Source organism: Paraglaciecola sp. (genome assembly GCF_039943935.1).
Lineage (GTDB): Bacteria > Pseudomonadota > Gammaproteobacteria > Enterobacterales > Alteromonadaceae > Paraglaciecola.
The window spans coordinates 130,006-143,085 of record NZ_JBDUZQ010000016.1 but is presented as its reverse complement, the minus strand read 5'-3'; the positions used below and the strand labels follow the sequence as shown (position 1 = coordinate 143,085).

General features: G+C 40.2%; 12 protein-coding genes. 8 read left to right on the top strand and 4 right to left on the bottom strand.

Annotated features, from left to right (window positions below; translation table 11 throughout):
• The first annotated feature begins 201 nt into the window (after positions 1–201).
• Positions 202–1,428 (top strand): threonine/serine exporter family protein, encoded by a 1,227-nt coding sequence (locus tag ABJD71_RS09510; protein WP_348167980.1) that lies wholly within the window; start codon positions 202–204, stop codon positions 1,426–1,428.
• Positions 1,429–1,564: 136 nt separating this feature from the next.
• Here ABJD71_RS09510 and ABJD71_RS09505 read toward each other — a convergent pair whose 3' ends face one another.
• On the bottom strand, positions 1,565–1,897 hold the full coding sequence (locus tag ABJD71_RS09505) for a DUF3718 domain-containing protein (RefSeq protein ID WP_348167977.1): 333 nt from the start codon (positions 1,895–1,897) through the stop codon (positions 1,565–1,567).
• 278 nt (positions 1,898–2,175) lie between these two features.
• Between ABJD71_RS09505 and ABJD71_RS09500 the strand changes: the two genes are divergently transcribed.
• The 5 genes from ABJD71_RS09500 to ABJD71_RS09480 all read left to right on the top strand — a co-directional run bounded on the left by ABJD71_RS09500 (position 2,176) and on the right by ABJD71_RS09480 (position 6,431).
• Positions 2,176–2,607 carry a DUF3859 domain-containing protein gene (locus ABJD71_RS09500; RefSeq protein ID WP_348167974.1) on the top strand — a complete coding sequence of 144 codons (432 nt, stop codon included), beginning with the start codon at positions 2,176–2,178 and terminating at the stop codon, positions 2,605–2,607.
• A gap of 118 nt (positions 2,608–2,725) precedes the next feature.
• Positions 2,726–3,961, top strand: coding sequence for a hypothetical protein (locus ABJD71_RS09495; protein WP_348167971.1), 1,236 nt, complete (start codon positions 2,726–2,728; stop codon positions 3,959–3,961).
• Complete coding sequence (locus tag ABJD71_RS09490) at positions 3,958–4,731, top strand: transglutaminase-like domain-containing protein (RefSeq protein ID WP_348167968.1); 774 nt, start codon at positions 3,958–3,960, stop codon at positions 4,729–4,731. The genes ABJD71_RS09495 and ABJD71_RS09490 overlap by 4 nt, the downstream gene beginning before the upstream one ends.
• A 70-nt stretch (positions 4,732–4,801) precedes the next feature.
• Entirely contained in the window at positions 4,802–5,119 is a 318-nt protein-coding gene (locus ABJD71_RS09485; RefSeq protein ID WP_348167965.1) for a DUF2956 domain-containing protein, read from the top strand.
• 706 nt (positions 5,120–5,825) lie between these two features.
• The gene (locus ABJD71_RS09480; protein ID WP_348167963.1) at positions 5,826–6,431 is read left to right on the top strand and encodes a cold shock and DUF1294 domain-containing protein; all 606 of its coding nucleotides are present in this window, start codon (positions 5,826–5,828) and stop codon (positions 6,429–6,431) included.
• Between the two features lie 13 nt (positions 6,432–6,444).
• Here ABJD71_RS09480 and ABJD71_RS09475 read toward each other — a convergent pair whose 3' ends face one another.
• Complete coding sequence (locus ABJD71_RS09475) at positions 6,445–8,472, bottom strand: TonB-dependent receptor (RefSeq protein ID WP_348167960.1); 2,028 nt, start codon at positions 8,470–8,472, stop codon at positions 6,445–6,447.
• A gap of 215 nt (positions 8,473–8,687) precedes the next feature.
• Positions 8,688–10,595, bottom strand: a complete 1,908-nt coding sequence (dnaK, locus tag ABJD71_RS09470; RefSeq protein WP_348167957.1) for a molecular chaperone DnaK — start codon at positions 10,593–10,595, stop codon at positions 8,688–8,690.
• Between the two features lie 279 nt (positions 10,596–10,874).
• Between dnaK and ABJD71_RS09465 the strand changes: the two genes are divergently transcribed.
• Together ABJD71_RS09465 and ABJD71_RS09460 are read left to right on the top strand one after the other, a co-directional pair.
• Positions 10,875–11,654: a Crp/Fnr family transcriptional regulator gene (locus tag ABJD71_RS09465; protein ID WP_348167954.1), complete on the top strand. Its 780-nt coding sequence runs from the start codon at positions 10,875–10,877 to the stop codon at positions 11,652–11,654.
• A gap of 163 nt (positions 11,655–11,817) precedes the next feature.
• Positions 11,818–12,081 (top strand): hypothetical protein, encoded by a 264-nt coding sequence (locus tag ABJD71_RS09460; RefSeq protein ID WP_348167951.1) that lies wholly within the window; start codon positions 11,818–11,820, stop codon positions 12,079–12,081.
• Between the two features lie 38 nt (positions 12,082–12,119).
• On the opposite strand, the gene ABJD71_RS09455 is transcribed toward ABJD71_RS09460, so the two are convergent.
• Entirely contained in the window at positions 12,120–12,995 is an 876-nt protein-coding gene (locus tag ABJD71_RS09455; protein WP_348167948.1) for a DNA ligase, read from the bottom strand.
• Between the last annotated feature and the right edge of the window lie 85 nt (positions 12,996–13,080).

Here is a 13,080-nt window from a genome sequence, read left to right as displayed (position 1 = left end):
AATCAAAAAATGATCAATTTAGTTGTAGAAGTTGTGGTCAACATCTATTAGTTTTTCTAATTTGGAGTGTTTAAAAAATGTACGTTGAATATCCTTGCAAGTACCTCTACACTCCGCGCCCTGTTTATTCGCCCTTATATTCGTTATGGCAAAATTTGATTTCCATAACATCACCTTAATTTTTGAAGTAGCACTAGAAAAATGGACACAGTAGAGTTTATCCAAATTCGTCGTTTTATCCTCAAGTTAGGTAAAATGTTACACAAGTACGGTTCGCCTTCATTTCGTCTTGAAGCCTACTTAACTGAAATTGCAACACAACTAGGTGTGCATGCTTCTTTTATTTCTACGCCTACGTCTTTGACTATGGTGCTGTGGAGTGATGGCCACGAAGATGAGTATAACCATTCGGCTCGCATGGAGCCAGGCGAGTTAGATATGAACTCGTTATCCCGAACCGATGAACTAGCTAGTACTTTGCTCTCTGGTGATATTTCCTTAGCTGAAGCCGACAAACATCTTGATGACATAGATATAATGCCTAGTCCTTATGGTAAAGCCTTAACTGGGAGTGCTTTTGGATTATCTACCAGTGCCTTTGCTATGTTGATGGGGGCAGGGATGTCTGAAATATTCTATTCAGGCTTACTGGGACTAATGGTGTATTTTTGGACCTTATGGTCATTGAACTCAAAACAAGTCAAGTTGATGTTAGAGCCTGTTGCGTCTTTCTGTGTAGGGCTTGGGGCGTGTGCGATTAACTATTATTCTTCATCCGGTTTTAATATATGGTTGATCATTTTGTCGTCGCTGATCATTTTAGTACCTGGCTTATCACTGACTATGGGCTTAGCAGAAATTTCATCTCGGAACATGGTGTCTGGTACCGCCCGCGTGATGGATGCCATTATGCAGTTGTTTAAATTGTATTTTGGTGCCTTTTTAGGTGTGAGTTTAGGGTACCAATTGTATGGTCACCAAGAATTAGCGTTGGCGGAAACCTTACCGGTTTGGGTTAACTGGTTAGGAGTACTGTTACTTAGTATAGGGTTGGTTGCAATCTTTCGAACCCGACTTAAACATGTGCTATGGGCTATCACTTCAACTTTTATTGCTTATGGTATCTCTACTTGGAGTTCCGCTTATCTTGAACATGGCCTTGGTGCCTTTTTAGGAGCCTTCGCATTAGGAGTGTTTGCTAACATATTTTCACGGCTTGCTAATGCTCCATCTAGCATAGTGGCAATGCACGGTTTAATTGTATTGGTACCGGGTTCAAAAACGTATATAGGTCTTAACTCTTATATATCTGGTCAAGACTTCATACAAACAGAACATATTGGGCAAGAGACTTTCTTAATTTTGATGTCATTAGTGGCAGGCCTTATATTTGCTAATGTAGTCATGCCCACCAGAAAAAGTTTGTAAGTAACCGTTTTACGAGGTCATCGTAACTTTAACTTGAGGTGTTAGTAACTCTTATTTAGTTGCCTCATCGCCTCACTTTAGGGTAAGTGAGTGATGAGGTGTAAGTAACGCATTCTAAAAACATCATCTAGAAAGATTAATTAGATGCTACGGTGGTTACTTCAACATTGCTGCTATATTTACCAGCTGTTAGATAGTTATTGATATTGTCAACGTTAGTACCGTGTTGCTCTACAAATGTGATGAGGTTTTGATTATTACAAGTAATGTTTTCTACTACGAAACGTTTGGTCAATCCGGTTTTTTCAATGGCTTGTGATAGTCTCATTTTACTACCTTCGGTAGCTACCACACATAATTTGCTAGTGACATAATCATCAGCGGCTACGTATTCAGTTGCTGCATTTGCCATACCGATTGAGCTAAGAGTTAAAATTGACGTTGCTATTATTTTAGTGAATGTGTTCATTATATTTTCCTGTTTTGTTAAGTTATTTAAGTAGTCGTTGTGACTTGCAATAGCTTTTTGCAACCGTGATGCCAATTTATATTTTTCATTTAAAACAATGGGTTATGATGAGCATGTGATTTTTACTAATAAGAGTTAAATAAATTTGACCAGTTTTTTGGTCATTTTTACTACTTTTTGGTTGATTTTTTTGTGTTTGCTAGATGTCTTTACGGGAAATGAAATGAGCTTCATTTGGGGTTGCCGTGCGCTATCAAAAGTAAAGTATGAGGAAAAAAATGTCAAAGTTACGAATTTTTTTTGAAATAAGCAGTTTTGGAATTTATGAAAGCTGGGATGAAAAAAGTAAGACCCTGCCACAGATAAAAACCTTCACTACTAAAGTGCCTGCGCAGCTCGATATAGAATTTGGCTTTATTTTGAATGTTAAAAAAGCTAAAGGTAAGCGTTTAGAGTGGGCTATTTACCATCCAAATATTCATGATAAAAACGGTGGCCTGATGGAGCCTTTTGAAGGTGAAGTTTATGTCAGGAACAATGACTGGGATTTTTATTTAGGGGATACTATTTGGGAGCCTGTTCACGATAAGACGGGAGAATGGCTAATGCAGATTAAATGTAACGGCAAAGTAGTAGCCGAGAAAGTGTTTGATCTCTCTGTTGAATATGGAGATGGTGAAATACAATTTTGGAAAAAGCGTGGTTTTTAAGTTACAGACTACTTTCACTAAATACTCGGGTTGAAGAAACTTTTAGTTTACAGCTAGTTTAGTTGCAAGCTAGAGTGCTCTGTCAGTATTTTAGTCGCGTCATCAAGGAATGTATTATATGAAGTATTTGAGTCTGGTCGCTATTGTTGCGATCTTGATTGCAGCAAGTGTAAATTCCCATGCAAAAGTGTTAGTCCAGCTAGAGCAATTCCCAAAGTGGTTTAAAGACGCCACCGCCCGTGAAACAACAGTCAAAAAGACCTCAAAACTTAAAGTCGAACAGTTTAATGTTGAAGGCACTGTTAAAGGTAGATTCAAGTTAATAGAAGAAGGTGAAGGTACCTGGTATTACAATGTTGATATGGGGACTGGTGCGCCAGTGGAGTGTTATATATTTACAGACTATGATGGCCCTGCCAATTCACTTTATGCCATTATCGAAAGTAGCTTAACAGGAGTAGAAGCCCTTAATAATAAAAAGCTATCAGGTCAATTTAACTACACCATTAATAGCGGCGCTATAGATAATATTCCCTATTTGCAATTAGATACTCTTTACAACCTTGGTGAAGGTAACAAAAAAGTGGCGGGTATATTAAAAGGTTTTTCTGCTGAAACCGCGCAGAGTTTACAAGTTTGCCTACATAATGAGATGGGCTACAACCAAGCTTTCTTTGATGTATTTGAATCTTTTGTGGCTACTATGGCCGAAAATGAACCTGAGTCGGCTTTTTTCGAACCTATTTATCAATTAACCCTTGGTGATATCCCTATAGGTTTTGGCCATGAGGTTTACTCAACCGATGCCGATGGTGACGTTAGTATTCAGAAGCGCAGTGCATTTTTGGTACCTGTGGATGCTACAACCGTTTCTCGTAGCGACTCTGTAACAACAGAATGGAGTAACCCAGATGGCTCTGTAATTAATGGAAATGTTTACACTGTCGAGAATCAAGTGATGACCTCTCAATACGCACTTCAATACAAAGAGGACAAATGGCACGTTGAAGGTGAATTACAAGGTAAACCTATAAAAGCAGACTTAGCATACACTGGGTGGTTATTATCTGGCTTTGGTAGTTATTTAGAAACCGGAAATTTACAAGCATCAAAAGAGGATTCTGCTGAGTTTTCGATGTGGCTTCCTGACGCTGACCCTATTGCTGCATTGCCTATGAAGTTGAGTAAAATTACTAACAACCCAAATGCAAATTTAAAAATTGATATGGGTCCTATTGTGATGGATTTTATGGCTAACAAAAAAGGTGTTTTCGAAAAAGGCACTATTAATCAAGGGCCACTAACTCTGGGCATCAAATTAATCTATGTGCAGGGCGAACCTACACTTCCATGAAGTACATTGCCGCAGTTTTAATTTGTTTGGTCAGCACTATGTTAAAAGCTCAAAGTACGCCTTTGCTCGCTGAACAAATAATAGTACTTCATGCAGAGCAACGTTTACCGCTTGGGGAGAAAGTTGGCTTTGACGTACTAACATCAAAGCCAACGCAACTCGCTGATAAACTTGAAAGCTGGAGTAACATTACAGTTACTCAAGTAGAGGAAAATGGTTTGTCTATCATTATGACAGCTAAATCTAAGTTTTTAGGTAAACCTATTAGTCAGTATTCAGCCTCTAGCTTTGTGATAGATATAGACGAGTTGGAGACTCAATCCTTTATCGCTAGTTTTGTTGAAGACAAAAAAGATTGGGACCCAAACGACCTTGCTGCGTATGTTAGTGGCTACATTGAAGATACCACCTACATACATGGTTTTCATATTGCCTCTGTGGTTGCTAAGCAAGCTAGCGGTGATTGTACCGAATTCGCAGTGCTGGTTACGGCATTAGCACGTGGGCTAGGATTACCAGCAAGACTAATTATGGGTACAGTCATTATAGAGCAAGAGAATAACGTATCGTCATACGGGCACGCTTGGGCTGAGGTATACAGTGACGACAAGTGGCACTTGCTTGATGCTGCTTTATATGGTTCTGAAGCTAAGCAACATTTTTATTTGCCAGCATCAGAGCTACAAAATGAAGGCCCAGGATATGTGATGTCAATCGCAAGAGGGGCTGCATTAATGTCAGAGAGAATTACTAACCTTAAAAGTCATTAACTAAGCTAGTTTGTATAATAGTATGTGCAGCAGTTTCAACCTAAAATCAGTAAGTTGTAATATTTAAAAAATGAAAAATAAAGTATCTCCAGAGCTAGAAGCTCAAGCCATGAAAATCGCTAAAAGTAGGCAAAAACAAGGGCAAACCAAAGAACAAACTAAATTGATTGCTCAAGGGATAGAAAAAGGTATTGCTGAGTATAAAAAGCAACAAAACAAACGCTTACGAGAGTTAGATAAACAGCGTAAACAAACCTTAAAGCAAGTAAACCAAAGCCCTAGCGACGTTACAGAAGAAGCGATACCAGAGCCAAAATCCTACATGCTACCTTGGATATTGCTAGGGGCTAGTTGGCTAGGGTTTATTAGTTTTATTTTGTTTGTGTAAAACAAACTGCAACCAATACCAGCTCAGAAATAACCTATAAACTTATCTTTTGAGGCCTTGTATCTACAAGGTTCCCCAGTACTTAGGAAAATGCGCGAATCGTACATTTTTGTTGAACCACCAAAACCAAAAATGTAAAAAAATCTTTATATAGCAATGCGATATGTTACTAATAATGCAAACGAAATGTAAGGATTGAAGCCACCCTATAGGGCGAATTGTTCTCTGAACTGCTCGTCATAATCATAGCGAGCTGTTAATGCTGCTGCACATGCTTCATTAACCTTATTTCTTAAACGTAAAATACTGGATTTTGCTAGCCCACGCATAGCATCAGTATCACAACTGTTACTATATTTGTATTCTTGGTAAGTCTCTTCAGCTTCTTTTAATTGTTCTATTAAGTTTAAAATTTAAGTTGTCACATGCAATGACTTCATTACCCATTTCATAATCTACCTTGTCCTTCCATCGTTGTTCGTGATCTTCTTTAAGTTCTTGCTTTAACTTTTCGTAGGTGGATGTGGACGCCAAGCTTTGATTCGCTAAGGACACATTCGTTATTAGCAAAACTAGTAAAGTGATTTTTCTTAAAAAAATCATTAGTTTTACATAATATGGGTTTTTGATGCTGTGTTTGAAAAAGGATTTAGTTGCTGCTAACTCGGTTAGTTCAAAATAGGGCTTTATTTTTAAGGTTAGATATATGAGAAAAAAAGGAAAACTGGTTAGTTGGAAAGACGACAAAGGATTTGGCTTTATCCAGCCTAATGGAGGAGGCAGTCAGATATTTATTCACAAGACTGCTTTTGCCAATAGAGCTAGAACTCCAATGGTTAACGACATCATCACGTTTTCTAATGGCAAAGGTAGTGACGGCAGATTAAGCGCTCGCGACGCCATCTTTTCTGGTGAAAAACTACAAAGCAAACCAAAGAATAAAGGGGGCAAAGTTTCTGTCTATTTAGCTTTATTGTTCTTAATGGTAATCGCAGTGGCCCATGTGGCAGGTTATATTCCTGAAACATTATTATTGGCTTATGTTGGCTTTAGTGTACTGACATTCTTAGTTTATTGGGTTGATAAAGCAAAGGCTCAGCGTGGTGCTTGGCGTACCCAAGAAAGTAGCTTACACATTTTGAGTTTGCTAGGGGGCTGGCCGGGGGCGGCTATAGCTCAACAGTTGTTAAGGCATAAATCTAAAAAGCGAGAATTCCGTCACGTATTTTGGATGACCGTATTGCTTAACATTGCTGCCCTCGCTTGGTTATGTTCAGCATCGGGCAGCAAGTATCTTAGTTTGTTTTATTGACTAGAAAGTACTTCTAAAACTGGTAAGTAATTCCCACTCTTACGGTTCGAGGTTCAATAGGATGGTAGTGGATATCTTCGACGCCTTCTTCGGCTTCACCTGGCAATCTGCTGGTGTATAAGTAGTCTATATCGTGGTCATCGCTGTCTAGCAGGTTGAGCACTGATAAGTCGAATCGCCAGTCATTTAATTGGTATTGCGCATTGGCATTGACAACGGTAAAGCTATCAGACTGAGTATCGTTAAAACTGTCTAAGGTGCGTTTACCAAAATGACGGACTCTTAAATTAGTATTTAATTGGTCGTTAATTTCCCAGTTGATCCCAAGGCTAGCCACAAAAGGCAGCGAGCCGTCGATGTAGTTTCCTTCGTCGCCGGCAGATTCACTGAAGCGAGAGTGTGTCCAAGCCAGTTCTAGGTCAGTGGTTAACTTGGGCGTAATCCAAAAGTTACTGGCAAATTCAACGCCTTTACGGACAGAAGCTCGGCTGGCTTCGGTGTTACCTGCATCACCCACAAATACTAACTCAGAGTCGTTTTCTAACCACCATAACGACAGAGACATATTGTATCTGCGGATCAATGACACTCTTAGGCCCACTTCTGCGCCTTGACCGCGTACTAATAAATCAACAGGCTCAGCGGTTTCGCCTGTTATAGGGTCTACACTAATGACCACGCCTCGCGCATCGTTAGAATGAAACGACTGGCCTGCATTGGCATAAGCCTGCCATTGATCGTCAATGATATAACTCAAGCCAGCTTTGACATTGGTCATTTGATCGTTAGCTTTACCGCTGTTTACTGCGAGGTCACTGTCTACATCTACTGATACGTAATCATGTCTAATGGCTGCGTTGGCGATCCAATCTTCACCTAAATAGGCATCAAGAGTATAGAATAAGCTGGCAGACCATTCATCAACGGCATCTGACCTGACAGTAGACAGCCGCTGTCTTGCTTTGGTTTTGTGTAACCCTACTTCTGCAATGTCGTCATACTGCACATCTAGTCCCAATTTTTGGTGAAAGTGGGCATCGTCAGTGTCGACAGTAATCACCCTAGTGATATTACCGCCATAAATGTTTCTTTTATCAACCTGTTCAAACTGATCACCATTAATTGGATCATCAAGATAATAAGTAAAATTTGAGTACAGATCTAAGTCACTGGTAATGGCATATGCGGATACAAGCCAGTCTATGGTTTGCCAATTTGCTGACAAGCTATAACGGTTAGATTCGCCCCCCACTGTGGTATCTAATGATCCGAGTGGGTCAATTAATCCAGAGTTTACTGCCCGTTCGGGGATTTGGTCTGCCGAGTTCCAGCTGTTGTCATAACCTAAAAATGTCACATTTAAGATGCCGCCAGCGACCACTTGTTGATACCTAGCAAATAAGTTGGTTTTGTTTACGTCTTCGTTAACGTCTGCCCATGGGCCATCGTATTGTTGCCACTCGGCCCCAAATGCAAAGTTACCGTCTTTTGTGGCAACATTGTTACCCACAACACCACGCACATAGCCGTTTTCTCCTAGTTCAATCTTTCCCATTGGGTTTTGGATGATCGACATTAATGAAAAGTTGGCAGAGCCAGCTGTTGAGAAGTCACCTTGGGTGCCTTGATAAGGGCCTTTTTGATAATCGATGCGCTCGATAAATTCAGGAATAATAAAATTGAGGTCGGTATAGCCTTGGCCGTGACCATGGGTGCGCATATTGACTGGCATACCATCTACAGTGGTACTGAAATCTGTGCCGTGATCTAGGTTAAAACCTCTTAAAAAATACTGGTTAGCTTTGCCCGAGCCACTATGCTGTGTCACCACCATGCCTGGGATAAATTCCAACACTTCACCGGCTCGCAACATGGGACGTTGTTGAATGTCGCCATAACCAACCACACCTTCTGACGCAGACAATGAATCACCGATAAGGTGAGCTTGTTTACCGTATACAACAAAATGTTCTAAACCTGTTCCATCAGCTAACGCACTGGTGCTCAGTGTCAGCAGAGGTAAATAAAACAAAAACTTCATAGGATCCTTTTACTTTATAAATTCAAAATTGCGGGATGATTTACCACCCTAAACAAGGGGCCGAATTTTAATGTAAATGTTGATGTTCTGAAATGCCTCTTATCTCATATTGTTGATACATCACAGTTTTTCCTTATTTATAAATGTATGTTTATCACATAAAAAAGCCCCTAATGATGAAAATTAGAGGCTTAGTTCTAACTACTTTTGAACAGTTAACCGTTACTGACATCTTCAAAATCAGCTTCGATTATATCGTCGTTTGCACTATTGCTGGCTCGCGCGTCTTGCTGCTGACTTGCTTGCCCTTGTTGTTGTGCCTGTGCCTGCTGAGCTTGCATGATACTAGCGTAAGCGTCTTGCAATGCTTTGTGGCGTATTTCAATGACTGACTTATCATCACCGTTAACTGCCATTTTAAGCTGTTCAACTAAGGTTTTAAGCTCAGTTTGCTGGGCTTCAGGCAAACTTGTCATCGATGTTTGCACTGCATGAATCAATTGGTCGGCTTGATTACGCTGCTCAACTAACTCACGTTTTAGCTTGTCTTCGGCTGCATGTTGTTCGGCATCTTTCACTAAGCGGTTGATGTCATCCTCTGTTAAACCACCAGAAGCCGTGATCTCAATGCTTTGCTCTTTGCCTGTGGCCTTGTCTTTGGCTGATACATTTAAAATTCCGTTTGCATCAATATCAAAGGTGACCTCTATTTGTACCGAACCTCTTGGCCCTGGGCTAATGTCACTCAGATTAAATTGACCTAGTGATTTATTATCCGCAGCCATTTCACGCTGACCTTGTAACACATGTACGGTTACCGCTGCTTGATTGTCTTCAGCTGTAGAAAACACTTCTGATGCTCGTGTTGGTATGGTGGCGTTTTTCTCAATCAGCTTAGTCATCACGCCGCCTAGGGTTTCGATACCGAGTGATAGAGGCGTCACATCTAACAGTAATACATCGTCAACTTCGCCGGATAACACACCAGATTGAATGGTTGCACCAAGTGCGACTGCTTCGTCTGGGTTGACATCTTTACGTGGCTCTTTGTCAAAGAAGTCTTTAACCGCTTCTTGTACTTTTGGCATACGTGTTTGACCACCTACCAAAATCACCTCGCTAATTTCGCTAATACTCACACCAGCATCTTTCAATGCTTGCTCACATGGGGCAATGGTGCTTTTTACTAGGTCATCTACCAAGGACTCTAACTTGGCTCGTGTTACCTTCACATTTAAGTGTTTAGGGCCACTTGCATCAGCTGTTATGTATGGCAAGTTCACTTCAGTTTGTAATGCCGATGACAACTCGATTTTTGCTTTTTCAGCTCCTTCTTTAATACGTTGTAGTGCAAGTGAGTCTTGTTTAACATCGAGACCGCTTTCTTTTTGAAACTCATCCGCTAAGTAGTTAATTAGGCGTAAGTCAAAGTCTTCACCACCTAAAAAGGTATCGCCGTTTGTGGCGAGTACTTCAAATTGTTTTTCACCATCTACATTCGACATTTCGATAATGGACACATCAAAGGTTCCTCCACCTAAATCGTATACTGCTACTTTTTGGTCGGCTTGACTGTTTTTGTCTACGCCGTAAGCCAGTGCTGCAGCTGTAGGTTCGTTAATAATACGTTTTACGTTAAGTCCCGCAATTTTACCTGCATCTTTAGTGGCTTGACGTTGCGAGTCATTAAAATAAGCCGGTACCGTAATGACTGCATCTGTGACGGTTTCACCTAGGTAGGCTTCAGCGTCTTTTTTCAGTTTACGTAAAATCTGAGCCGAGACTTCTTGTGGTGACAAGGCCTTACCATTGACTTCAACCCAAGCATCGCCGTTGTCAGCTTTTACAATTTTATAGGGCGCTAACTTAATGTCTTTTTGTACTTCTTTGTCGTCGAACTTGCGACCAATTAAACGCTTAATGGCGAATAATGTATTGGTTGAGTTGGTCACCGCTTGTCTTTTTGCGGGTTGACCGGTTAATGTTTCGTTATTTGCATAAGCAACAATCGATGGTGTGGTACGGCTACCTTCGGCATTTTCAATAATTTTTGCCTTGCCTGCCTCCATCACTGCTACACATGAATTTGTTGTTCCTAAATCAATACCTATAATCTTTGTCATAATAATCACCTAATGTTTAGTTGGTTTAATCTAATGCTTTATGGTGTTGACCAAATCAGCAGTTTGACCACATAAACACCTTGATATTGACTAGCTAACTTTGCCGCTAACACTCAAGATGTTTGGTTAGTGGGGCTATAATACGTAGGCTCAAAAAATGCCGATGTCACAATTGTGACAGTTATTGAAAGTTTGTTATTTTGTTGTGGCTTGGGTATATACCCACAACAGGGTAGAATGACCTTACTTATTTACAGTACTGCTTAAATCTAATTTTTTATGCACCCAGACGTTTCTCATTTACCGCAAAAAGCCAGCCCAGTATTGGTGAAACAAGCAAACATGTTTGCTGGTTTACCGGCTACGTTAATAGAAGACTTTCAACAAGAGTTTCTATTGAACGAATGGCACAAAGGTGAATACTTTGATCCTAAATTACTTACCGAACGATTTTTTGTGGTGTTAGACGGCCAAGTAGAAATCAAACAATGTAATCCAGAGACTGGTCGAGAAACCACCTTAGATATGCTGTACGCCGGTGACTGTTTTGATTTGATTGTGCTGTTAGATGATCAGCCCCACGATGTCATAGTGTCGCCTTTGAGCACGGTTAAGTTACTGTCGGTTAAACTGGATACCATGCGTAATTGGTTGTGGACCTACCCAGAGTTCAATAAACAGTTCATGCCTTATCTTGCTCAAAAAATGCGCGAGAAAGAAGAGCAAGCCAGTAGTGTGATTTTGCACAATGTCACCACACGTTTAAGTCGTATCATTTTAAAACATATTAAGAAAATTAAGTTTTATACCGGCCGCAAAGAAGAAGAGCATCAGCACCATTTAGTCAACGGCTTAAACGACGACACCCTAGCCAGAATGTCTGGCACAGTGCGTCAGATAGTCAATAAACAGCTACAGCTATGGAAAAAAGACGGCACCATAGATAAAAAACGTAATCAGCTGATAGTGAAAGATTTAGAAGCCCTAGAAAAAGAAGCTAAATACACAGATACTTTGCCGAATACGCGGTTACTTGAGGCACCGAAGGAAAAGCGTTGAGGATTTTACATTAGGTTTGTCTATTTTTGATTGTGTGCTTTTTGTACTATAAGTGCAGTTGTGGTATCATCTTTGTCTATAGGTTGTATATCAATATGGCCTAATCAAAACAGACTTTGCGCCTCTCTTAGGTGTTTAGTTACTGTTTAACAAGGAGGGTGGTATGAGCATTAAAGTTAATCATTATGCGGCAAAAACGATAGAGCCTAGTTACTATTTGAATTTCGAAGCCTTAGTTATTGAGTTCTCTGTGGCTGTTATATTAGGGATTATGGCCATTGGCGGTTATAACACAGGGCTGTGGGTGGTGTGGGTGCCTTGTGGTGCAATCTCGGCTTGTTGTGTTGTTTTGGTTTTGTACTCACTTTACAATTATGTGTCTGACAAACTGAACCGCAAAAAAGTGGACCCTTCTGACATTATTTAGTGTCTCAGCATCATTCATAAATAACGGGTATTATGTTTCTAAATCGACCGTATTCGTAAGAAACTTGCAAAACGGGGAATACCTTTAGCCGTATATCCGTAGTGCTTGAAGGTAACTGTTGCACCTACTTGGGGAGGAGTTTTCCTTTGCAAGTCACTAAAACCAGAGCCTATTTTAAACTGTAGGCCGGTATCTAGTTCTACCAGTATTGCTCCTAGCATACCTAGATATTTACCTTTTCCTGGCAAATGGGCAACTACAGTAGCTTCACTATCTTGGTGTTTTTTTAGCTTAAGCAAGTTCGCACTTCTACCATTTTGATAATTAGCTCTTTGATGATGCAACATTAACCCTTCAGCACCTTGAGCCACCAACTCATCTAACTTGGCCATTAATTGATCTTTAGTGTTTAACTTAAAATGGGGAATAACGAACAAAAAGGGACTGCTGGAGTCAACTACTATCGTTTCTAAATCATTAAGCCTACGGGTAAAATCCCCCTTATGTTGGGGTAAATCAAACAACATATATTTGATATGCTTCCAATCATTTGTGGGAGTATCTCGTAATACAATTGAGGCAGTTTTTTCAAAACTATTACGTGCTAACCATAACTCACCATCTAAGACTTGTTTACCGAAGCCTTTTACAAACCAGCTTGGTGCATGAATTCTATTGCCATTGCGGGTGATAAGTTCTGAGCCTGTCCAGCGGGCACGGATACCGTCTAGCTTCTCGCTTATCCAATATTCACTTACGACTATATCGTCTTGGTAAACTTGCGAGAGTTGCTGTTGAGTGGGCGCAGTGTGAGCTGTACTTGAGTCTACAAACTCAATTGCTAAAAGTTCGCGAGTTGAAAATAAAAATAATGCTGTGAGTATTAAGTTTAAACGTCCTATGGTTGTTGTCATCTGCCTTACATTCCATGTAGGTTAATACTCTTATGTTAGTTTAAAAATGATAAATTGTTAGTCGTCGCCTTTAATTTAGTAAATA